The sequence below is a fragment of the Hwangdonia lutea genome (assembly GCF_032814565.1).
GTDB classification, from domain to species: domain Bacteria; phylum Bacteroidota; class Bacteroidia; order Flavobacteriales; family Flavobacteriaceae; genus Hwangdonia; species Hwangdonia lutea.
In genome coordinates this window covers 1,616,218-1,638,993 of the sequence record NZ_CP136521.1, presented here as the reverse complement: position 1 = coordinate 1,638,993, position 22,776 = coordinate 1,616,218, and the positions used below count along the sequence as shown (strand labels likewise).

Genomic DNA, 22,776 nt, shown 5'->3' with positions numbered 1-22,776 from the left:
TTTTTTTTAACACTTTACAAGGGGCTACAGTTGCTTAGCCTCGGCAACTAACAAGGCATTTTTATCTTCTAAAGCTTTTAAAATAAACGCGTTTATAGCCTCATTCCTTTCTAAGCCGTTTTTTAATAATACACCAAGTGTAATCATTGTAATAATGCGCGTTCCCGATTTTTTAACTGAGGTATTGAATAACGGTTCTAAATCGCTATACGAGACATCTTTTGCCAATTCTATTATTTCTGTTTTGACTTTTTCCCGTTTATCTTCTGGCAACCTATCGTATTTTTTACCGTATGATTTTATTTGTTCAATCGCAGGTCGGTTGTTTTGTTGTGGTTGTTTTTGTTGACTGTTGTTTGTATTTCCTTTTGGTTTAACTTTTGCCCAAGAATCGCGCAAACCAACCGTTTTGTTAAACACTAAATGGCTTGAAGTTGCATCGTCGTCCACATTAAAATACCCTAAACGTTGAAACTGAAACCTTTCGCCAATTTTAGCTTCTTTTAAACTGGGCTCCACAAAAGCTTCTACGGTTTTTAATGAATTTGGATTGATAAAATCCATATAATTTTTATCTTGATGACTGTCTGGTGCTTCGTCCATAAACAATCTATCGTATTCTCTAACTTCAGCCTTAACAGCGTGTTTTATAGACACCCAATGCAGTGTGCCTTTTACTTTTTTTGAAGTGTCTTCGGTATAGGTACAATGAATTTCTGAAATGTCTCCACGACTATCTTTTACAACACTTTCCGCTTTAATAATATAAGCGTTTTTAAGTCGGACTTCGCCACCTAATTTCAATCTGAAAAATTTGTTTCCAGCCGCTTCTTTAAAATCTTCTTTTTCAATATAAAGTTCTCGTGAAAACGGCACTTTTCTAAAGCCAGCATTTTCATCTTCCGGATTATTTTCAGCTTCCATCCATTCCACTTTATCTTCCGGATAGTTGGTGATTACCAATTTTACCGGATTTAACACCGCCATAACCCGAGGTGCTGTTTTGTTTAAATCTTCGCGAATACAAAACTCTAAAAGCGATACGTCGATCACATTATCGCGTTTTGCCACACCAACGGTTTCAACAAATTTTCTGATGGCATTTGGCGTATATCCGCGGCGGCGTAAACCTGAAATGGTAGGCATTCTCGGATCGTCCCACCCATTCACGATACCATCTTCAACCAATTGAAGCAGTTTGCGTTTGCTCATTATCGTATAACTTAAATTTAAACGCGCAAACTCACGCTGTTTGGGCAGCAATGGGTATTCGTTTTTGCTGTAGTTGTACACTTGGTGCTTAAACCAGTTATAAAGCTCTCTATGCGGCTTAAATTCAAGCGAGCACAAAGAGTGTGAAATTTGTTCAATGTAGTCGCTTTCACCATGCGTCCAATCGTACATCGGGTAAATACACCATGTGGTTCCTGTTCTGTGATGCGCCTTCTTTAAAATGCGATACATAATAGGGTCGCGCATGAGCATATTGGTGTGCTGCATATCAATTTTAGCACGCAAAATATGCGAACCAGCTTCAAACTCACCATTTTTCATCCGTTCAAAAAGATCTAAATTTTCAGCAACACTTCTATTTCTATAAGGACCATCAACCCCTGGTTGGGTAGGCGTGCCTTTTTGTTCGGCCATAGCTTCGCTGGATTGCGAATCTACATAAGCTTTTCCGTCTTTAATAAACAAAATGGCCCAATCGTAAAGTTGTTGAAAATAATCTGAAGAATACAACTCATTAGCCCAGGTATACCCTAACCACGAAATATCGCGCTTTATGGCGTCAACATATTCTTGTTCTTCTTTTGCGGGATTGGTATCATCAAAACGCAGGTTTACCGGCGCATTGTATTTTTCGCCCAAACCAAAGCTGATTCCAATCGCTTTGGTGTGCCCAATATGCAAATAACCATTGGGTTCTGGTGGAAAGCGAAAGCGCAGATCGTTTTTCGACATGCCGTTAGCTAAATCTTCTTCTATGATTTGCTCTAAAAAGTTGAGTGATTTTTTTTCTTCAGACATAAAAATTTACAAGGCTATGCAATAGCTTTTAAAAACTAATGATATTAAACTAATTATTGTGCAAAATTAGGTAATTTTGACGACTTAAAATGAGACCTTATGGGAATTATAAAAGTTGAAAATATTCGTGTGTTTGCCTACCATGGTTGCTTAAAGGAAGAAACCAAAATAGGAAGCGATTACCGTGTGGATTTACAGGTTAAAGCCAATTTACAGGAATCTGCAAAAACGGATAAATTAACAGATACGGTTGATTATGTGCTTTTAAACAGAATAATAAAAGAAGAGATGGATAAGCCGTCTCATTTACTGGAAACCGTTGCAAAACGTATTTTAAATAGAATTTTTGAAGCAGATAAATTAGTTGAAAAAGCCACCGTTTGGGTAAGCAAATTAAACCCGCCAATTGGTGGCGATGTGGCACGTGTAACGATAAAAATGACAGATAAGCGTAAAAAGTGATATTTTGTAAGGAAAAGTAATTATTTTTTATACATTTGCAGTCGCTTAAGGCGTCGTGGCCGAGTGGCTAGGCAGAGGTCTGCAAAACCTTCTACAGCGGTTCGAATCCGCTCGACGCCTCAAAAAACCTTCAAGTTTTCCTTGAAGGTTTTTTTTATGGTAAATTTTTAGAAAAAATTAAATTAAAGTAGCGCAAAACCTTCTAATAAATATATTTGAATTGGCTCGACGCCTAAAAGAACCTTCAGGGAAACTTAGATTTTTTTATTTAAATTCTCGATTTTATAAATATAATGTAAACTGTTGATTTACGTTGTTAATTGCGTTAGGGATAGTAGTGGAAAGCCCACAGCGATCCCGATAGTTATCGGGAGAGCGAGGACTTGCAGCGAATAGCCCGACCCTTGGGTAACGCCAAAAAATTAATACCGTACTAATATAAGATTTTAACTTATTCTGAAAGTCTGTCTTTTATAGGGTTTATTTGTTCTAATCGTTCTTTTATCATTTCCTTTTCATTTGGAAAAAATCCCTGTACTAAAAGTAAAATTCCGAACCCAAGAATAACCAAAGCTATTATTTTTTTAGATTTAAAAATGAGCCGAGGTGTTAATCGGTTTTTTAATTTTTTTGCAATGGCTATTTTAACCAAATCCACTAAAAAATAAACAATTAATATGGTTGATAAAAAAGTGATAACTCCAGTGGTAGTCTCTGTTAAAGAGTTTGCCAAAACAATAAAAGCGATCCAACCCAAAAGGACGCCAATATTGATAAAGTTGAGTAAAAAACCTTTAAGAAACAATTTACCGTAGCCTTTTTTTATTTGAATTTTATGGTATTCCCGAACAATTTCCCGAAAAGATTTTGAGGTTTTTACAAATGAAATAATACCATAAGTAACCAGCAAAACGCCACCAAAAATTAAAAACCCTGGGTCGTCTTTTACTTTTTCCAATAATCTATTGGTACTAAAAAAAGCAACGATTATAAACAAAACATCGGCAAACATTACGCCGCAATCAAAAATTAACGCACTTTTAAAACCCTTTGTCGCACTGGTTTCCAAGAGTACAAAAAAAACAGGTCCTATGGTAAAGGCAAGTATAATACCAAATGGAATTGCTGCTAAAATATCATCAAACATAATTGAGAGTCGCTTTACACAAAGTAAAGAAATAATTTATGATTATTTAATAGCTTTACATACAATTTAAAAGAAAACCCACTGTAAACAGTGGGTTTTAAACATAAAAATTATTGTATTTTAATTCATTCGTTTTACACGACCGCCAAATACCCGACTTTCGTTTACAAATTCCGGGTCGCCATAAATAAAGACATCGCCTCCGGCCCGTATTTTGATCTCTGCTAATTTTGAGGCATTTATATAAGCCTTACCAGCTGCTCTTATGCTAACTTCGGTCTTTTCGGTTTTTAATGTTTCACCTTTATAAACACCACCGGTTAATAACGATATCTTTTGGTTTTTCGATTTTCCATCTGTGGTAATTACGCCACCGGTAACCGATTTAATGTAAGCGTAATTAACATTTAACTTAACGTCAATTTTTGCACCTTCTTGAGCTCTTAAATTTATTTCGAATTGTTTTATTTTGTCTTTAGAGTGAACCACGGCTTTTTCGTTAACATCTATAATTTCAATATTGGTATAGTATAGTTTTACCGTAGTGTTATTGCCATCAAAAATTTCTTCTAAATTCATTTTAATCTTTAGTTTTCCATTTTTGTTGTTCACCAATACGCTACTTTTATTTTTGCCTGAAATAACAACTCTGTTTTCGTTAGATTTTATGAGCTCTACCTCTATTAAATCGTAAACCTTAAGTTCTGAGAATTCACCAATTGATTTTTCTATGGGTTTTTGAGCTATTGAAAGTGTTGAAATACAAATAGCGAAAATTGTTACTATACGTTTCATTTTTTTTAAATTAATTGTTTTTTATTAAACGTAAAATTATCAATAATTATTCCGTTGGTATTTTATTTATGAAAACTTTATAGATTTCACCCAACTTTAACCGCGGTTCCTGTAATGGAAACAAATATGAGGCCCGATGTTGGCGAAGTTTCAACATCCACCCTAATACCTACTACTGCGTTGGCTTTTAGTTTAATGGCATTATCTCTAAGCTTTTGAAAAGCTTCTTCTTTAACCTCATTAATTTTCACTTCGTACGATTGATAGTATTTTTCCATTTTAAATGTAAACGTTGCTTTTGGCATATTTACACTAATTCCTGTTACAATGCCTAAATAATCTTGAACAGTATACCCTTCAATGGTGTTTGTTGTTGTTAGTATCATGGTTTGTATTTTTATAAAATAGTTCTGTTATAAAGCAATTATCTAATTTATCACGGGTATTTTTAACAAATCAAATCGCTTATAAAATTAGTTCAAAATTATCATCGAAATATGCTTTAGCTACAAGCCATTTATCGTCGTGGTTGTTTGGGTTTCTAGCAATCATATCACCAATTTTTGGACTTCCTGCTTTTAAATCTGCTTCACTAATAGACACTTTGCTGTCTAATTTTTCACCTTCAATATAAGGTCTCATTTCACTTATATTCTTACGTCTATATTTTTTAAATTCACTCATTTTTCATTTAATTAATTTCTGTTTATTACATATGTAATATACAATAGGCTTTTTATTTAATTATATATTTTTGGAAGTCTTGCCTTCTATCTATTTTAAACCATCTGATTAAAAATTATTAACTTTACTTAAAAATAGGTCTAAATTGTCTGGTATCAAATATAAATTATATATCTTATACTGATGAATATGATGCGTGTGAAATAAATACTAATGGGTCTCTCTAAAATTCTTTTCTTATGTATTAGTACTACAATAATGGTTCATTTACATGCACAAGTAAGTGCAAATTTTGGTGCGCCCAAATTTGTACCACTAGATGGAAAAAAATTACTTATTATTGGTCAAGATCTTGGGGCTGTTGGTGGTTTAGATACACATACTAATGGCTATGTTGATAGCTTTTCTAGCCACGTACCTGCTGGCGTAACTTCATATACTAGTTTGCCAAATTTAGCTGGTTTAAACCATCTAGATAATTGGGGTTCGGGTGATGTTCATGCGGAAGCTTATTTTAATGATGCTACGTTTAATAATTCGTTTATGGTTATTGGTTTATACCTTGTTGGGGTTTTAGAAGATATAAATAATGGGGTGGTTGACGATGATATTAAAACGCTTGCAAACTGGGTAAAAGAGAAAGATCGTCCTATTTTTTTAAGAATAGGATATGAGTTTGATGGCTCGTGGAACGGTTACAACCCTACTCAATTTAAAAATGCATGGAAACATATTGTTCATATTTTTGATGCTGAAAATGTAAGTAACGTGGCTTATGTATGGCAATCTTCTGGATTAAACTTTACTAATATTATGGATTGGTATCCAGGTGATGAATATGTTAATTGGATGGGATACTCTCATTTTGATGGAGAAAACATGGGGCAATCCATTCGTGATTTTGGAGAGGAACGCGATAAGCCAATAATGATTGCCGAAGCGACACCAAAGGTTGATTTACAAAACGGAAATCCTGAAATATATTGGACCAACTGGTTTGAGCCTCTTTTTAATGAAATTTATACAACAAATAGAATTAAAGCACTAGCTTATATAAACGTAGATTGGGATAGTCAGTTTATGTGGTCAGGTGATGGATGGGGAGATTCAAGGGTTCAAGAAGTTCCTTTTATTAAGGAAAAATGGGAGTTGGAAATAAGTAAATCACCCTGGATAACTGCAAGTGACAATATTTTAAATACTATAAATTATTCCAATTGGGTTATACCGACTGATACACAAAATGATGGTGAATTAAAAAAAAACGAGTTGGTAATTAATAAAGTAAAAGGAGTATTACAAATTACCAATAAAGATAATAAAGTGATGGATGAAGTTTATATCCATGATTTTTTAGGAAGAGTTATTTATAGAAATAACTATCCTAATGTTCAATATAATATCCTTACCAATCTGCTGTACCAAAAACCAATAATAATTGTTGCTAAAATAAATGGTAATTCACTATACACAAAAATTTCCTATTAATCATCTGTAAGCTATTATTTAATTATTAAAACAGAACTATATCTTCGCAATAAGTAACCTTTGATGAAAACAAATTTAGAACTACTTATAAATAAACAAACAGAAGATTTATGGAAACTCCTAAAATCTAAATACAAAATAAATATTATAAGTGATTACAATTACTCTGTAAACATTCTTGAAAGAAAACACAGAAAGAGTTTCGCGGCTATTTGGTATGATCAATACAATCCCAGACCCGAATATTTTGCACACGAACTTTTACATGTTAAAATTAATCATCAAGGTTTTATCGTATCAAAATTAATCGACAACTTATTTTCAGACTTTCCTTTTGTTAATCAGTTATGGGAAGAGCGTGAATTTAGAAACTTAATTGGAAATATAATTGAACACCAAAAGATGTTCCATGAATACTTAAAGTTTGGATTTGAAGAAAAATATTTTGTTGGAGATTACAATGAAAGAAAATGTTCAATAAATGAAATAGAACTTAAAATGGATATTTGTTTGCATCCAAGTCTAGATTCTTTAAAATATATAACAGCTAAGTTTTTTTTAATGAAAGGAGCCCTTGACCCAAGTATAAATTATAATGAAGAATTAAAGTTGTTCTCGAAATTAGCACCAAATTTGTTTGACAATTTAAACGTATTTTGGAATGCTTTAGTTAAAATGAAAGCGCCTTATAATAAAGAAAAACAAGAAATTCTCGTGTTGGATTTTTTTAATAACATCGAGAAAAATTATAGTCGTGTTAAAAAACTTTCAGTTTAAAAACAAAAGTTAGCAAATAGGTGCGTTAGGGATTGCAGCGACATCCTTTTGCCTTTAGAGTAAATAACAACAAATTTAAAGGGCAGCTAAAAGTTTATTAAATGGATTCCTGCCTCCGCAGGAAGGAAATAAGGGAAAAGATACAGCGGAAAGCCCGACCTCCCGATAGCTATCGGGAAGGTAACGCCCAATTAATTTTCATGTTTTCCGATAAGATAAAAATCGAGGTGTTTTTTAACTAAATCGGTGTTTTTAACTTTTACAACAACTTCATCTCCAAGTTGATACATGGTTTTTGTGTTTCTGCCAACCATAGCGTATTGGTCCTGATCGAAGGCGTAATGATCGTCTTTCATATCTCGAACGCTTACCATACCCTCACATTTGTTTGAAATGATTTCAACATAAATTCCCCAATCGGTTACCCCGGAAATTACGCCTACAAACGCTTCGTCTTTATGGTCTTCCATAAACTTAATCTGCATGTATTTTATAGAATCGCGTTCTGCTTTGGTAGCCAGATTTTCCATGTTGCTGGAATGGTTGCATTTTTCTTCGTAAATGGCTTCGTTAGCCGATTTTCCGCCATCTAAATAGTGTTGTAACAAGCGATGCGACATCACATCGGGATACCTTCGAATTGGCGATGTAAAATGACTGTAATAATCGAAAGCCAGTCCGTAATGTCCAATATTATTCGTGGTATATTCGGCTTTACTCATGCTTCGAATGGCCAGCGTATCGACTAAATTTTGTTCTTTTTTTCCATTAACTTCCTTTAATAAATTATTAAGTGAAGCCGATGTTGTTTTGCGGTCTTTAAAGTTAAGTTTATACCCAAATTTAGAAACAATACTCTGTAAATTAAATAGTTTGCTATCGTCTGGTTTGTCGTGCACCCGATATACAAAAGTCTTTTTTGGTGATTGCTTACCAATAAATTCGGCTACTTTTTTGTTGGCCAATAACATGAATTCCTCAATCATTTTATTGGCTTCTTTACTTGTTTTAAAGAACACCCCTGTTGGATTTGCTTCTTCGTCCAAATCAAATTTTACTTCTACTTTATCGAACGAAATAGCTCCGGAACTCATACGTTTGCTTCGCATTTTTTTAGCTAATTCATCCATTTTTAATATCGCATTTGCAATATTTTGGTCTGTTTTATAAGCTTTGCCTGATAAAGAAACGTCTGCAGGAATATGGTTGGTTTTAGATTCTATAATAGCCTGTGCTTCTTCGTAAGCAAAACGGGCGTCGCTATAGGTTACTGTTCTACCAAACCACTGGTGTTTTATCTTGCATGCATCATTCATTTGAAACACTGCGGAAAAGGTGTATTTTTCTTCGTGTGGACGTAAGGAACAAGCATTGTTCGATAAAACTTCAGGTAACATAGGCACCACTCTATCTACTAAATAAACCGATGTGGCTCGCTCGTATGCCTCATCATCCAAAATGGTACCTTCTTGTACATAATGTGATACATCGGCGATATGAATTCCTATTTCATAAAAACCGTTTTCCAACACTTTAAACGATAGGGCATCATCAAAATCCTTAGCGTCTTTAGGGTCGATGGTAAAGGTTAAATCCTGACGCATATCACGTCGTTTTGCTATTTCTTCTTTAGTAATTGAAGTATCTAATTTATTAGCAAAATCTTCAACTTCCTGAGGAAAATCGTATGGTAAACCGTATTCTGCTAGTATGGCATGAATCTCGGTATTATGCTCACCTGGTTTGCCTAAAACCTGAATAACCTTGCCGTATGGTGAATCGGCTTTTTCTGGCCAATCTTCAAGTTTTACCAATACTTTATCGCCATTTTCAGCTTTATTTATTTTATCAATAGGTACAAAAATATCTTTGTACATTTTATTGCTATCTGTTACTACAAAGGCAAAATTCTTTTTCTCTTGGATTTGAATAACACCAACATATTCACTTTTTTCGCGTTTAATAATGTTTGTTATTTCACCTTCTAATCTACCACGTTTACGACGTTTGTAAACATAAAATTCTACTTCATCGCCGTTTAAGGCTTTGTTTATATTGTTTGATGCAATAAACACATCATCATCAAAATCTTCAGAAATGATATAGCCATTTCCTTTTATAGCCAAATCTAATTTACCAATGTGATATTCGGTGTTTACAATGGCTTTATACTTACCACGCTCTACCTCTTCAATTTCTTTTTTTCCCTGTAAATCGCGTAGTTTTTTTATAATTTGATTCCTACTGCTCGCATCGTTTACACCAAGTTTTGCAGCAATTTGTTTGTAGTTGAATGATTGGTTTCTATCTTTTTTTAAAATACTTAGAATGGTATTTGTTAGGTTGGAAATACCTTTGTTTTTGGATTTCCTTTTTTTCTTTCTTGTCATTTAATTTTTGTAATCATTTTAATTTCCAAATCCCGAAGTGTCGGGAGAAAATTTTGTTATTAAATAGCTTTGTTTTTAGGAGAAGATCGCTATTTGTTTAGTGCAAAGTTAGGGTTTTAATATTAAATAGCATTTTTTTTATGTTAAGCTTGAGTAAATCAAACTTATCCACATTATATATTATATAATAATTTTTCTTTTAAAATTTAAAAAAATAAATGGTGGTTATTATAGTGTGTTAATAACGGTATAACTTTTTTACGTTTTATTTTGATGGTATTATAATAGCATTCTGTTAATAGGTTATTAACATACTATTTATCCTTAAAACTTTAATTTTTAGTTGATTTAATTTTTATGTACACAGTTGTTAACAACCAAAATTAACAGCATTTTACTCATAACTTTTAAAAATTTGATGTTAATAGTTATCATTTTTTAATCTCATAACCTGGCAAAAAAAAGTAACTTAAATTTTTGGTAAATTGATATGCGTTTTTGCTTGTAAAAATAATTGGATATTCCATGTTTTTCTTTTAAAAAATAATGAACACTTATCAACAAGTAATCAAAATAGTAATCGACAGACTTTAAAATTTAAAAAAGATGCGATATGTTTTTTATAAAAAATTTTTGCTGTTATAAAGCTTTGTGAGTCATTATCGCGCAGGCGTTAATCTAACGCTTAATTTATTACCTTTGTTTAATAAAATAAAAATACTTAAAATGACAATTGCTATAGGAAACGATCACGCCGGAACCGATTATAAATTCGTTATCAAAAAACATTTGGAAAGCAAAGGTTATACCGTTACTAATTTTGGGACAGATGCTAACGATAGCGTAGATTACCCAGATTTTGTACACCCAGTGGCCGATGCTGTTGAAACCAATAAATCTACATTCGGTATACTAATTTGCGGTAGTGCCAATGGTGTGGCTATGACTGCGAATAAACACCAAAAAATTCGCGCTGGTTTATGTTGGAATAAAGAAATAGCAAGCTTAACGAGGCAACATAATAACGCTAATGTTTTATGTATTCCTGCACGATTTACAGCCATACATCAAGCGGTTGAAATGGTTGATACTTTTTTAAATACCGAGTTTGAAGGCGGCAGACATCAAAACCGCGTTGATAAAATACCTTTATCGTGTTAAATGGGGCATCACCATTCTCATAGTCACACCCATGCGCATCCCGATTTAAAAGGACGCAACTTATTTATATCCATTTTATTAAATATTGCTATAACTATAGCTCAGGTTGTTGGTGGTTTAATGTCTGGTAGTTTGGCACTTTTAAGTGATGCGTTGCATAATTTTAGCGATGTTATTTCACTTATTATCAGTTATGTAGCCGATAAATTATCAAAACGAAAAGCCTCATTTCAAAAAACATTTGGGTATAAACGGGCCGAAATTTTAGCGGCTTTTATAAATGCGGCCACTTTAATTATTGTTGCTGTTTTATTGATTATTGAAGCGATTGAGCGTTTTCAAAATCCACAGGAAATCGAATCCAATTTAGTGATTTGGTTATCGTTAATTGCTATTTTAGGTAATGGTTTTAGTGTGCTTTTATTGAAAAAAGATGCTGAATCCAACATGAATATGAAAAGCGCATACCTTCATTTATTAACCGATATGATGGCGAGTGTTGCGGTTTTTATTGGGGGTTTACTAATGAAATACTACCAATTGTTTTGGGTGGATAGCGTGCTTACTTTCGCTATAGCCGTTTACTTAATTTGGATGGGTTTTGATTTATTAAAAGATTCAACCAAAGTACTCATGTTGTTTACACCAGATGCAACACCTATTAATAAAATAGTAGATGAAATTAATACCTTTGAAAGCATTAAAAATGTGCATCATGTTCATATTTGGCAACTCAATGAAGATGAAATCCATTTAGAAGCGCACATCGATTTTAAAGAAGATATTTCCTTATCGCAATTTGATGTTATTTTGCATAAAATTGAAGATTTTTTATTGGATAATTACGGTATCAACCATGTAAATATTCAACCGGAATTTGGTAAAGACGACGCAAAAGATGTGATTGTGCAGGATTAAATTGATACGTCATTCCGAGGAGTTTACGACGTGGGAATCTGTTTTAAATAAATTAAATGATTATTAATAAGTTAAATTAAAAAAGATTTTTATGCCTTAATAAAGACTCATAATCACAAATTTTATGCTAGAAATAACAGTTAAAACATTTCAAGAGTTAACAACCCAAGAACTATACGATTTACTTCAATTGCGTAGCGAGGTTTTTGTTGTGGAACAGGATTGTGTGTATCAAGATATTGATGGCAAAGATGAAAAAGCACTACATGTTTTAGGTTTTAAAAATGGTAAAATAATAGCTTACACACGGGTTTTTAAACCAGGCTATTATTTTGATGAAGCCAGTATTGGTCGTGTTCTTGTGGCTAAAAACGAACGTCAATATAAATACGGATATGCTATCATGCAAGCTTCAATCAAGGCCATAAAAAATCATTATAATGAAACAAAAATTAAAATTTCGGCTCAAACATATTTGAGTAAATTTTATACCAATTTAGGTTTTAAGGCAATTGGGGATGAATATCTTGAAGATAATATACCTCATATTGCTATGGTGTACCAATAAATCTTTTTTACAATTGTGTTTAAAAAATAAAAAGAAGATTTTTTAAATGTAAACAGCTAGAAATTATATATGGCTTTACTATTATTTAGTAGTATAAAACATCAGCAACCCGTCTAATAAATAAATCTACTCTTCCTTCCTCTTCTAGGTTATACTTTCCAGCTAAACCTCTATATCTAACTCTTTTAGCATCTACGCCGTATTTTACTAAATAATCACGAATGTATTTTGCTCTTACAACACTTAAGTTTGCAATTCCTGTTTCTTTATTTTTAGCATCCATTCCTCCACTAGTACAACAAACATGACCATTTATTGTAAAGTAAATATCTGTACGTTGAACTAAAAATTCTGCTAATTCTTTTAAAACGTCTTTAGATTCTGGCGTTAAATAACGATATCCTTTTTTAAACTTTAGGTTTTTTAAACTAATTAAATCTCCTTCTGATAAGTCTTCACCGTAAAAAGAACCAGCTATTAATTTTGAGTGATTGTTTGCAGTGGCTTCTTTTGTATTACCAATAATTGTTTTTTGTAAGTTGTCTTCTTTCACATGATTTGTTGCAAAAGCATTATTTAATGTGAAAATTAAAACGAATAATAAAGTAATTTTTTTCATGTTCTATAGATTTGTTGCGTACCCCAAACCTATAGCAACAAAGATTTTAGCAAGAAATTTTTAGACTATTCTCAAATTTATTTGGTTAAAATACACGAACTTAGATAAAGCACACGCTTATACCGACAAAACAGTGTGTTAATCAGCTGTTTTTAAATACACTTTATAGATGACTTTTAAAAGTAGAGAAATAAAAAGCTAAAAAAAATCATCTTTTTAAAGCAAAATAGCCCCTTAAAACTTCTCTGTTATTTAAGGTAATTCGGTACCAATAACTATCGGTTGGTAATAACTGTCCGTTATAAACCCCATCCCATCCTTGAGAATTTGGAAGCAAAAATTTTAGTAATTGCCCGTATCTGTTATAAATTGAAATATTATTTATGCTGTTATTTAAATCTGTAACCGTCCAATAATCGTGTTTTCCATCGTTGTTTGGCGTAAAATATTTTGGAATAAAATAATCTTCGTTCGTAATGTTAACTGTAAAATTAGATTCGTTGCTATCGCAACTCGTTTCGTTGTAAATATAAATGGTTTGAGAACTGTTAATAACATCTCCCGCTTGTAATAACGTACCATTTCCGCCTGATTGTGTATAATAATTTCCGTTGTTAAGTACGGGCAAAGTATAGCTTGCGCCAATAAAATTTTGCAATGTATCAACGGGAACAAAACTGGAGCAATCGGATAATTGTTCAACAAAGTTTGAAAACGGATAAGGTTTCCAATTGGGGTAAGTTCGTGATGCATCATCTATAACCACACAGGTTAGATTAGGATTAAAATCAAAATGCATAATGGTGGCGTTTTCATTGGTGCCATTTCTAATATTTAACCAACATAAATCATTATAACTACAATCTAAATTTACCAACGAGGTGTTTTTAGACATATCTAATTGTGTAATTTGATTATTTACACAACTTAAATCGCTAAGCAGCGTATTTTGCGTAACATCTAAACTCGTTAGTTGGTTATTAAAACATAACAATACGCGCAAATTAGAATTTTGGGTAACGTCTAAACTCGTTAGTTGATTGATGCCACAATCCAGAAAGGCTATATTGGGATTTTGTGTAACATCTAAACTGGTGAGCATATTGCCTCTTACAAGTAAAGAGTTTAGGGTTGAATTCTGAGTTACATCTATATTGGGTATTTGATTGTTTTCGCACACCAAAACATTTAGATTTAAGTTTTGTGTTACGTCTAAACTGGTTATCAAATTATTACCACAGGTTAATGAAATTAAATCGGTATTGTTAGTTACATTAATTGCTGTAAGTTGATTAAAATCGCACCACAGTATTTTTAAAAGCGAAAGCGCAGACACATTTAAACTGGTTAATGCGTTGTTGTTACAAAATATTTCGGTGAGGTTAAAATTAGAGCTAATCGGTAAACTGGAAAGGTTGTTTTCTGAGCAATCAAGAATGGATAATGCAGTAAAATCTTGAATGCCGGTTAAATCGGAAATATTTAGTGCGTCAATATATAATTCGGTAATGGTATTAATGTTTGCAGTGGGCACAAAATCATCTAAAGCCCCCGAGTCGTAACCTAAATTTATTAAAGCTTGTTCAAAATTATCATCGGGTACAAAGGTATTTTGAGAAATACAATAGCTACTTATTAAAAATAAGTATAAGGTAAAAAAGTTAATTTTATTAACCATACATTTTTAATTCTCATTACCCACATAAGTAATTAAAATTTCAACACGTCTATCGAATTTTGGGTCGCCACCAAGCGGAAATTTTCGGCGCATCCCCATGTAGCGCATCCTTTTTTTACTAACGCCTTTTTTGGCAAAATAATTATATACATATTTTGCCCGAGCTTCAGATAAATTGCGTTTTTTGGTTCTTCTGTTTACGGCATCACGCGAAAATTGCGTGCAGCACACATGTCCTTGAATGGTAAAATAAATATCATCGCGTTCAACCAAAGCGTCGGCAATAGCGGTTAGTATTTTTTTAGAATCCGGGGTAACGGTAGCATAACCTGTTTTAAATAAAATATTTTCAAAAGTAATTTTATCACCAACTTTAAGTTTGCTCTTTATTTGTTCAGGTACATTTTTCTTTTTAACTGTTTCTGCAATGGGTTTTACTTCCTCAACAATTTCAGGTTTTGGCTTTACAATAATTTCTACTTTTCGGTTTAATCCCCTAATTTTCAATAGGTTTTTTTCATTAACTATTTTGAGTAAAATTTTACCTTTTCCGTCAACATTCGTAATTAAAGATTCGCTTATTTCGTTATTGGAAAAAATAGATTTTATGGCATTGGCGCGTTGTTGCGATAGTATTAGGTTATAATCGTCGGCACCAACATCATCACAAAAACCATAAATGGAAATGGACTCGATATCGATATCGCTTAAATTTGAAATAAAGAGCAGTAATCTGTTTTCTTCGGTAGGTGGTACCACATATTTATCGGTATCAAAATATACATCGTGTGTGAGTTTGCTTTGAGAAGTAGCTAAATTAAAGCAAAGTAAAATTAGTATGAGTCTAATTAATTTATTCATTATTGGGGGAATAGAATACAAGTATAAAGATACTGTTTTATCTTAAATAATTGGAATAGGCTAAAGGGCTGTTAAGAATTTCGGTAGCTTTCTTTATTTTAGGGTCGTTAATTTTGTAGTAGTCGTATAAACCCTCTCTGTAAACATAGCGTTTAACAATCTCTTTGGTTAAAAGCGTTAATAAATACTCTTTATTCTCGTCAATGGCTTTGGTTTTGGATCGGCTTAAATTTGAAATTAAGGTATTATAATCGGCTTGAATCGCATCGCCTAAATCTTCTTTTTTAGCCGTTTCAAAGGCTTTTAAAAGTACTTTCTCGGTTTGGGTTTCAAATGAAAAATTGTTGGCCTTTAAATAGTTTTTAAAATCTGAAAAATCAGAAGCCGATAGTTTAAAGTTATCAATATCGGTGATTTGATTGTTGTAATAATATTGGGTGGCAAAATCAAAAATCAGGTTTTCGTTTGCTATGGCATTAATAACCGCAGAGTTTTTTAAAGTGCCCATGTTTTCGTCGGGAAAAACGCCACCGCCATCAAAAACCTGTCGACCATTTTTGGTTTTATAGGCATTGTAATTTTCTTGTTTTACCCTTACAGCTTCGCCTTTATCGTTTCTATTCCAATAATCTAAAGATTGGATGCAACGGCCCGAAGGTGTGTAATATCTGGAAATGGTTATTTTAACCTGTGTACCATAGGTTAGCATTTTGGGGCGCTGCACTAAACCTTTGCCAAAACTTCTGGAGCCCACAATAACAGCACGATCTAAATCTTGTAGGGCACCCGAAACAATTTCACTGGCCGATGCGCTGCCACCATCAATTAAAACGACTAACGGGATTTCGGTATCGATGGGTTCTTTTTGCGTGTAATAGGTGCGGTTATATTTTTTTACTTTAGATTTCGTGGTGACCACCAATTGTCCTTTTGGCACAAATAAATTAACAATTTTTATAGCTTCGTTTAGCAGACCACCTGGGTTGCCGCGTAAATCTAAAATCATGCGTTCGGCACCTTGTGCTTTTAAATCCCGCAAAGCGTAATTGGTTTGAGAGGCAGCTTTGTTATTAAATTGCGACAGTACGATATACCCAGTTTTGTCATTAATCATTGAAAAATGAGGCACCGCATTAATCTCAACTTCGGCTCTATTTATGGTAGTGGTTTTAGTTTGGTTTTCGCGTTTATAGGTTACTTCAACCGAAGTTCCCGGAGCACCTTTTAGTAAATTGCCTGCATCATCCTTATAGCTTTCAACAGCGGTATTACCCACTTTAATAATTTCGTCACCAGCTTTTAATCCTGCTTTATCGGCCGGATAATCTTTATATGGCTCAACAATAACGAGCTTGTCTTTATGGGTTCGCACTTTGGCTCCAATACCTATATAATCACCGGTATTGTTAATTCTTGCAGCTTCAACATCTTGCTCGTTTAAAAAGTTTGTGTACGGATCTAAATCGGCCAGCATGCTTTTTATGGCGGTATCCATTAACTCACCCGGATTGGTTTCATCAACATAATTCATGTTGAGTTCTTTAAACAATGTGGTGAATATTTCAATTTGTTTAGCGATTTCAAAAAAATCGTTTTTAAAAGCCGAACCTGTAAATAGGATGCTAAGCGCTAAAACAGGAATTAATATTTTCTTTTTTAGGAGATTTTTCATGTTGGGAATCTTTTATATTATTCAGAAACCTTATCCAAAAACTTTATAAATAAGTGTTTCATTTTGGTTTCAACTTGGGTGAATGTGGGTTTATCTTTGCCAATGTACAAAATCATAAACGCGTGTTGTGTTGTTAAATTGTTAAAAAAATCGGCTTTATTAAGTCTATAAGCTTCTCTTAACAAACGTTTTATGTGGTTTCTTTCAACGGCAGTTTTAAAGTTGCGTTTACTTACCGAAACCCCTGTTTTTGCAAAAACTTCATCATCAAAAGTGGTTTGTAAATACACCAAACGCAGCGGAAAAGCAGAAACCGATTGCCCTTCTGTAAACAATTGATCTATGAGCTTTTTGCTTTTAAGTTTTTCTTTTTTGGAGTAGGTAAGTTTCAACAACAAAGGTTTTAAAAGCCAAAGGTAGTAAAATATGTATTTGTTCGTTTTTTAATTGGTGGTTACAAGCCGTTTTTAGAATATTGAAGGCATCATTATACTAGTTATTTTAATGTAAAAGTTTTTAAAAACGAAAAATGAAAACGGCTTTAAACCTTGGTTTTTCCGTAGTATTTTTTCCGTAACCAAAAGGAGACCTTAACTAATAAAATCAAAGTAGGAACTTCAACCAAAGGTCCGATAACGCCGGCAAATGCTTGCCCTGAATTTAGTCCGAAAACCGCAATGGCAACGGCTATCGCCAATTCAAAATTATTCCCTGCCGCTGTAAAAGCCACCGAAGCTGTTTTATCATATTTTGCGCCCGATGCTTTGGTAACAAAAAAACCAATGATAAACATTAAAGTAAAATAAATAAGTAATGGCACTGCGATTATGAGCACATCCATTGGAATTTTTACAATTAATTCGCCCTTCAGCGAGAACATAATCACGATGGTAAATAACAGCGCTATTAAGGTTATTGGTGAAATGGTTGGTATAAAAGTATTCGTGTACCATGTTTCGCCCTTTAATTTTACTAAAATGAGTCGGCTTAATATGCCCAATACAAATGGAATTCCTAAGTAAATAGCGACACTTTCTGCAATGGTTCCTATGGAAATATCTACAATAGCACCTTCAAATCCAAAATACGGCGGAAGAACCGTTATAAAAACCCAAGCATAAAAACTGTATGCAAACACTTGGAAAATACTATTTAAAGCTACTAAACCCGCTCCGTATTCGCTGCTGCCTTCCGCTAGGTCGTTCCAAACCAAAACCATGGCAATGCAACGCGCCAAACCAATTAAAATAAGCCCCACCATATATTCGGGATAATCCCGTAAAAAGGTAATGGCCAAAACAAACATTAAAATAGGGCCAACAATCCAATTTAAAATAAGCGAAATGGAAAGTATTTTTGTATTTCTAAAAACCTTTGGTAACAGTGAATAATTGACTTTTGCCAAAGGCGGATACATCATTAAAATCAACCCGATGGCAATCGGAATGTTTGTTGTTCCACTATTAAATGAATTGATAATATTGGGAAATGTTGGTATAAAATAACCAAGACCAACGCCTATGGCCATGGCTACAAATATCCACAAGGTTAGATTTCTGTCAAGGAAACTTAGTTTTTTTGGTGCCATTTTTTAGGGGTTTATTTGCGAGAAAACGTAAAATAATTCGGTGGCAATTTGCAGACTACGAGCATTGTATTTTTCAGCTTGTTGTGGCGTATTGTCAAAAGCTTTCGGGTCTTCAAAAGTAATCGGAATGCGTTGTTCTGCTCCTGGAACTAAAGGGCAGGCTTCATTGGCCGAATCGCAAGTCATAACCGCTACAAACCCAGATTTTGGATTAAAATCATCATCCATTTTTTTTGAAAAACCAATTACGGGATGCGTGTTGTCGCTGTATTTAATGGCGTAAATGGGGTTTTTGGTTTTTGAAATTTGCTGTATTTGAAAACCTGATTTCCGTAAGGTTTCTGCAACCATTGGAAAAAGTGCCGTAGTTTCAGTGCCGCCCGAATAGCAAAACACGTTTTTAATATGGAAGTATTCTGCCAAGGTTTGTGCCCAAACTTGGGATAAATGACTTCTTCGTGAATTGTGCGTACAGATAAAGTTGATGCGGATGTCTTGATGGTTTGAAACCTTTGATTGAATATATTCCGTTAGCGGCTGTAAAATGGCTTTACGTTCATTGGAAATATCATCGATTTTTAACGCGTTGATTACACGTTTAATTTCTGTATACAAGGCTGTTTTGTCGGTTATCATGTTAGTTGGTATGTAACGATTGATTAGTCAGATTTTTTTAGCAACAGTCTTCAATATGCGAAACATCTTGATTTAAAAATTGCAACATAGTCTCTTTCATTTTTGTCCAATTTTCTTTGTTAATGCAATAGCAAACACTTGTGCCTTCAACATTTCCTTTTATTAACCCTAAATGCTTCAGTTCTTTTAAATGTTGAGAAATCGTTGGTTGTGCCAGCCCTATTTCATTGACCAAATCGCCACAATAACAGGCGTTTATTTTAAAAAGCTGTTGTAAAATTGCTACCCTGGCAGGATGACCAAAAACTTTTGCGAAAAGCGCAATTTCATTTTGTTGGTCTGTAAACATTTCGGCTTTTGTGAGTCCCATTGTTCTATTATTAGATGATTGCAATATTACGATTAATATACAATCGGTCAAATTTTATTTTAAAGAAAAGATAAAGTAATTGTTATAATTTGTGTGGGATTAATTTAGGACTGGCCAATTTAATTGTTACTTTTTACGACCAGTGAAATGTTCCATGGTTTTATAAATTCCAAGCACATCTCCAGCAAACCAATCAAAAACATTAATCGACATTACGGCTTGACCAAAACGTGTAAATCTATATATGTAGCCTGGGATACTTATTAATTTTTTATTTTTCTCAATCGCCTTAACAATGGTTAAGGCTGTGGCTTCAGGTTCAAGAATTGGAATTTTGGATGTTACGCCGTCAAACATACCTGTATTGATGTAGTAAGGCATTATTGTGGTAACATTTACTTTTTTATCCAATTGCTTCATCTCCAAACGCAAACTATCCGACCAACCGATAAGCGACCATTTGCTCGCTGCGTAAACAGACATTTTAGGGTTTGAAACCAACCCGCCAGACGAAGCAATATTGCAAATATGTCCTGAATTTTGATGCATCATATCCTTAATAAATTCCATGGTGATAAACATGGGGGCCGTTGCATTAATTTCCATTGTTTTTGAAATATCGGAGGCTGTATGCTCATTGAAATATTTGCCAACTATTATGCCGGCATTATTGATTAATACATCAACAGCACCTAGTTCTGATTTAACTTTTTTAGCGGTAGATTGAATTTGTTTCAGGTTTGAAACATCAACGTTGTACCCAAATATTTCTCCTTGGTTTGAAAATTCGGCTATTGTTTTATCAATGTGCTCTTGATTAATGTCCCAAATAATTACTTTGGCTTTTCTTTCTAACATTAAACGAACCATTATTTTGCCAATTCCAGATGCTCCACCTGTTATTAAAACCGTTTTGTCTTTTAATTGCATTTTTTTGTTATGGTTACCAACACTAGTATATCCAAACCTAATAAAAAAATCACCGATATGCAATTAAGTTATTCAACGCTTTTTATGATAACTTTAAATACTAATTCTATTATTTCCTTTATCAATATCCGCCATCATTTCAGAAGGGTCTATCTGAACCGATTTTATCGCCTTTGATGTTTTAAATGTGTAGGTTGGATATGCCCAGGCCCAATCATTAATTATGGTAGCATTTGTTGGTTTTTCGCCACGCATCATTTGTAAAGGAATATAGAAATCTTCGGTGCTTCCATCCTTATAGGTTACGGTTACATCAATAGGCATAGGCATTAACCCAATACGCTCTAACGTAATCGTGTTTCCTTCAACAGATTTAACAGCATAATCAATAGTATTTATGGTTTGTGCAAAATCTATAAAATACCAGTCGAGCTCTAATCCAGTCACCTTTTCTGCTGTTCGTATAATATCAAAAGGTTTTGGGTGTGTAAAGGCAAAATCTTTAAAATATTTTTTAATGGTTTTTTGCAGATTTTCTTCGCCAATTACATACCCTAATTGTGCTAAAAACACTGCGCCCTTACTGTAAGCTTGGGTACCATAAACACTGTTAAATTCATACCTATCTGCGTGTGTGGTAAGCGGTTGTTCTACGCTAGACCGAGCTAAGCCTATATAGCTGTTATAGGCGTTGGCTAGAGGATTTTTTTTACCTTGGTTCATCACCTCATTCATGGCATGATTGCTAATGTAAACGGTAAAGCCTTCGTCTATCCATTCGTGTTTTGTTTCGTTTGTGGCCAATAAAAATTGAAACCATGTGTGTGCGAGTTCATGAGAGGTTACGCCAACCAAACTACCAAAGCTTCGTTTTCCTGTTATTAACGTGCTCATGGCATATTCCATACCGCCATCGCCACCTTGAATTACAGAATATTGTTTGTACGGATAATTGCCAATATGTTTGCTGAAATACTTCATGAGTTCCGCTGTTTTGGGCTGAAGTTTTTTCCAATTTTCCAATTCATTGGCATTCAAATCCTTTTTGTAAAGGAAATGAAGTTTTGGGCCATTGGGCATTTGCAATACATCGTGTATATAATCTGGATCTGCGGCCCAGGTAAAATCGTGCACATTTGGCGCTTTAAAATGCCAAGTGAGTTTGTCGGTGTTTGGTCTTTTTACCGTTCCTGTTTCGTAACCGTAACCAATTTGATTGGGGTTTTGCAAATAGCCCGTACCGCCAACAATGTAGTTTTTATCAATACTCAATTTAACATCAAAATCGCCCCAAACACCGTGGAATTCTCTTCCAATGTATGGGTCGGCATGCCAGCCTTCAAAGTCGTATTCCGCCATTTTTGGGTACCATTGCGCCATAGATAAGGCCACTCCTTCTTTACTATTTCTACCCGAACGACGAATTTGAACCGGAACTTGGGCATCAAAATCCATGTTAAAAGTCACCTTTTCACCGGGTTGAATAGGTTTTGCTAAATCCACCTCTAATACGGTACCAACGGTTTCGTGTTTAATATTTACACCATTTTGTTTTAGTGAATTTACTTTTATATACCCAATTTCGTTAGGCTTTAATTGGCTTATTCTATCGCCAACCCTTGCATCAGGATCTGCAATGGTTCTTGAGCGCACATCCATTTCGCTACCGGGTTGAAAGGCATTAAAATACAAGTGATAATATACCCGGTACAAAACATCTGGCGAGTTATTGGTATATACCAACTCTTGCTTTCCTTTGTATTGATAGGTGTTTACATCCATATCAATGTCCATTTTATAATCTACATGTTGCTGCCAATATCCAGGATTTTGTGTTGATGCCGGTTTGGTAGGCGTTGGTGTTTGGGCAACGGCTATATTTTTTTGGCTATTGCAGGATAGCACTAGTAAAAAACTGAAAAAAGGAAGCATTAATTTTTTCATGATAGATTATTTTTAAATGAAATACACTTTTTTTTTGATAGAAATATAAACAAAAGA

Annotated in this window: 22 protein-coding genes and 1 tRNA gene; 7 read left to right on the top strand and 16 right to left on the bottom strand. The window is 33.8% G+C overall.

Annotation, left to right across the window (positions count from 1 at the left end; translation table 11 throughout):
* Positions 1 to 24: 24 nt before the first annotated feature.
* Positions 25 to 2,031, bottom strand: coding sequence for a glutamine--tRNA ligase/YqeY domain fusion protein (locus RNZ46_RS07055; protein WP_316984673.1), 2,007 nt, complete (start codon positions 2,029 to 2,031; stop codon positions 25 to 27).
* A 99-nt stretch (positions 2,032 to 2,130) separates the two neighbouring features.
* Between RNZ46_RS07055 and folB the strand changes: the two genes are divergently transcribed.
* Positions 2,131 to 2,493: a dihydroneopterin aldolase gene (gene folB, locus RNZ46_RS07050; RefSeq protein ID WP_316984672.1), complete on the top strand. Its 363-nt coding sequence runs from the start codon at positions 2,131 to 2,133 to the stop codon at positions 2,491 to 2,493.
* Positions 2,494 to 2,542: 49 nt separating this feature from the next.
* A tRNA-Cys gene (locus tag RNZ46_RS07045) sits at positions 2,543 to 2,613 on the top strand.
* A gap of 331 nt (positions 2,614 to 2,944) precedes the next feature.
* On the opposite strand, the gene RNZ46_RS07040 is transcribed toward RNZ46_RS07045, so the two are convergent.
* From RNZ46_RS07040 to RNZ46_RS07025, 4 genes are all read right to left on the bottom strand, one after another.
* Positions 2,945 to 3,640, bottom strand: coding sequence for a LysE family translocator (locus RNZ46_RS07040; protein WP_316984671.1), 696 nt, complete (start codon positions 3,638 to 3,640; stop codon positions 2,945 to 2,947).
* 120 nt (positions 3,641 to 3,760) lie between these two features.
* On the bottom strand, positions 3,761 to 4,435 hold the full coding sequence (locus tag RNZ46_RS07035; protein WP_316984670.1) for a head GIN domain-containing protein: 675 nt from the start codon (positions 4,433 to 4,435) through the stop codon (positions 3,761 to 3,763).
* An 86-nt stretch (positions 4,436 to 4,521) separates the two neighbouring features.
* Positions 4,522 to 4,821: a YbjQ family protein gene (locus RNZ46_RS07030; protein ID WP_316984669.1), complete on the bottom strand. Its 300-nt coding sequence runs from the start codon at positions 4,819 to 4,821 to the stop codon at positions 4,522 to 4,524.
* Positions 4,822 to 4,900: 79 nt separating this feature from the next.
* A complete protein-coding gene (locus tag RNZ46_RS07025) occupies positions 4,901 to 5,077 on the bottom strand; it encodes a hypothetical protein (RefSeq protein ID WP_316984668.1) in 177 nt (58 codons plus the stop codon).
* A 255-nt stretch (positions 5,078 to 5,332) separates the two neighbouring features.
* Here RNZ46_RS07025 and RNZ46_RS07020 point away from each other — a divergent pair, with 255 nt between their 5' ends.
* Together RNZ46_RS07020 and RNZ46_RS07015 are read left to right on the top strand one after the other, a co-directional pair.
* Positions 5,333 to 6,607: a glycoside hydrolase family 26 protein gene (locus tag RNZ46_RS07020; protein WP_316984667.1), complete on the top strand. Its 1,275-nt coding sequence runs from the start codon at positions 5,333 to 5,335 to the stop codon at positions 6,605 to 6,607.
* Between the two features lie 63 nt (positions 6,608 to 6,670).
* Complete coding sequence (locus tag RNZ46_RS07015) at positions 6,671 to 7,384, top strand: hypothetical protein (RefSeq protein ID WP_316984666.1); 714 nt, start codon at positions 6,671 to 6,673, stop codon at positions 7,382 to 7,384.
* 191 nt (positions 7,385 to 7,575) lie between these two features.
* Here the strand turns inward: RNZ46_RS07015 and rnr are convergent, their stop codons facing one another.
* The gene (rnr, locus tag RNZ46_RS07010) at positions 7,576 to 9,774 is read right to left on the bottom strand and encodes a ribonuclease R (RefSeq protein ID WP_316984665.1); all 2,199 of its coding nucleotides are present in this window, start codon (positions 9,772 to 9,774) and stop codon (positions 7,576 to 7,578) included.
* A 726-nt stretch (positions 9,775 to 10,500) separates the two neighbouring features.
* Between rnr and rpiB the strand changes: the two genes are divergently transcribed.
* The 3 genes from rpiB to RNZ46_RS06995 all read left to right on the top strand — a co-directional run bounded on the left by rpiB (position 10,501) and on the right by RNZ46_RS06995 (position 12,421).
* Complete coding sequence (gene rpiB, locus RNZ46_RS07005; RefSeq protein WP_316984664.1) at positions 10,501 to 10,935, top strand: ribose 5-phosphate isomerase B; 435 nt, start codon at positions 10,501 to 10,503, stop codon at positions 10,933 to 10,935.
* Positions 10,936 to 11,853 carry a cation diffusion facilitator family transporter gene (locus tag RNZ46_RS07000; protein WP_316984663.1) on the top strand — a complete coding sequence of 306 codons (918 nt, stop codon included), beginning with the start codon at positions 10,936 to 10,938 and terminating at the stop codon, positions 11,851 to 11,853.
* Between the two features lie 124 nt (positions 11,854 to 11,977).
* The gene (locus RNZ46_RS06995) at positions 11,978 to 12,421 is read left to right on the top strand and encodes a GNAT family N-acetyltransferase (RefSeq protein WP_316984662.1); all 444 of its coding nucleotides are present in this window, start codon (positions 11,978 to 11,980) and stop codon (positions 12,419 to 12,421) included.
* A gap of 85 nt (positions 12,422 to 12,506) precedes the next feature.
* On the opposite strand, the gene RNZ46_RS06990 is transcribed toward RNZ46_RS06995, so the two are convergent.
* From RNZ46_RS06990 to RNZ46_RS06945, 10 genes are all read right to left on the bottom strand, one after another.
* Positions 12,507 to 13,040, bottom strand: coding sequence for an OmpA family protein (locus RNZ46_RS06990; protein ID WP_316984661.1), 534 nt, complete (start codon positions 13,038 to 13,040; stop codon positions 12,507 to 12,509).
* 208 nt (positions 13,041 to 13,248) lie between these two features.
* The gene (locus RNZ46_RS06985) at positions 13,249 to 14,718 is read right to left on the bottom strand and encodes a T9SS type B sorting domain-containing protein (protein ID WP_316984660.1); all 1,470 of its coding nucleotides are present in this window, start codon (positions 14,716 to 14,718) and stop codon (positions 13,249 to 13,251) included.
* A 6-nt stretch (positions 14,719 to 14,724) separates the two neighbouring features.
* Complete coding sequence (locus RNZ46_RS06980; RefSeq protein ID WP_316984659.1) at positions 14,725 to 15,579, bottom strand: OmpA family protein; 855 nt, start codon at positions 15,577 to 15,579, stop codon at positions 14,725 to 14,727.
* Positions 15,580 to 15,616: 37 nt separating this feature from the next.
* Complete coding sequence (locus RNZ46_RS06975) at positions 15,617 to 17,251, bottom strand: S41 family peptidase (protein WP_316984658.1); 1,635 nt, start codon at positions 17,249 to 17,251, stop codon at positions 15,617 to 15,619.
* 17 nt (positions 17,252 to 17,268) lie between these two features.
* A complete protein-coding gene (rnpA, locus tag RNZ46_RS06970; RefSeq protein ID WP_316984657.1) occupies positions 17,269 to 17,643 on the bottom strand; it encodes a ribonuclease P protein component in 375 nt (124 codons plus the stop codon).
* Between the two features lie 149 nt (positions 17,644 to 17,792).
* Positions 17,793 to 18,839: an ACR3 family arsenite efflux transporter gene (gene arsB, locus RNZ46_RS06965; protein ID WP_316984656.1), complete on the bottom strand. Its 1,047-nt coding sequence runs from the start codon at positions 18,837 to 18,839 to the stop codon at positions 17,793 to 17,795.
* Positions 18,840 to 18,842: 3 nt separating this feature from the next.
* Complete coding sequence (locus tag RNZ46_RS06960) at positions 18,843 to 19,475, bottom strand: arsenate-mycothiol transferase ArsC (protein ID WP_316984655.1); 633 nt, start codon at positions 19,473 to 19,475, stop codon at positions 18,843 to 18,845.
* A gap of 37 nt (positions 19,476 to 19,512) precedes the next feature.
* Positions 19,513 to 19,845 (bottom strand): ArsR/SmtB family transcription factor, encoded by a 333-nt coding sequence (locus tag RNZ46_RS06955; protein WP_316984654.1) that lies wholly within the window; start codon positions 19,843 to 19,845, stop codon positions 19,513 to 19,515.
* Positions 19,846 to 19,971: 126 nt separating this feature from the next.
* Positions 19,972 to 20,775: an SDR family oxidoreductase gene (locus tag RNZ46_RS06950; RefSeq protein ID WP_316984653.1), complete on the bottom strand. Its 804-nt coding sequence runs from the start codon at positions 20,773 to 20,775 to the stop codon at positions 19,972 to 19,974.
* Positions 20,776 to 20,868: 93 nt separating this feature from the next.
* Positions 20,869 to 22,719: a M1 family metallopeptidase gene (locus RNZ46_RS06945; protein ID WP_316984652.1), complete on the bottom strand. Its 1,851-nt coding sequence runs from the start codon at positions 22,717 to 22,719 to the stop codon at positions 20,869 to 20,871.
* Positions 22,720 to 22,776: the final 57 nt, after the last annotated feature.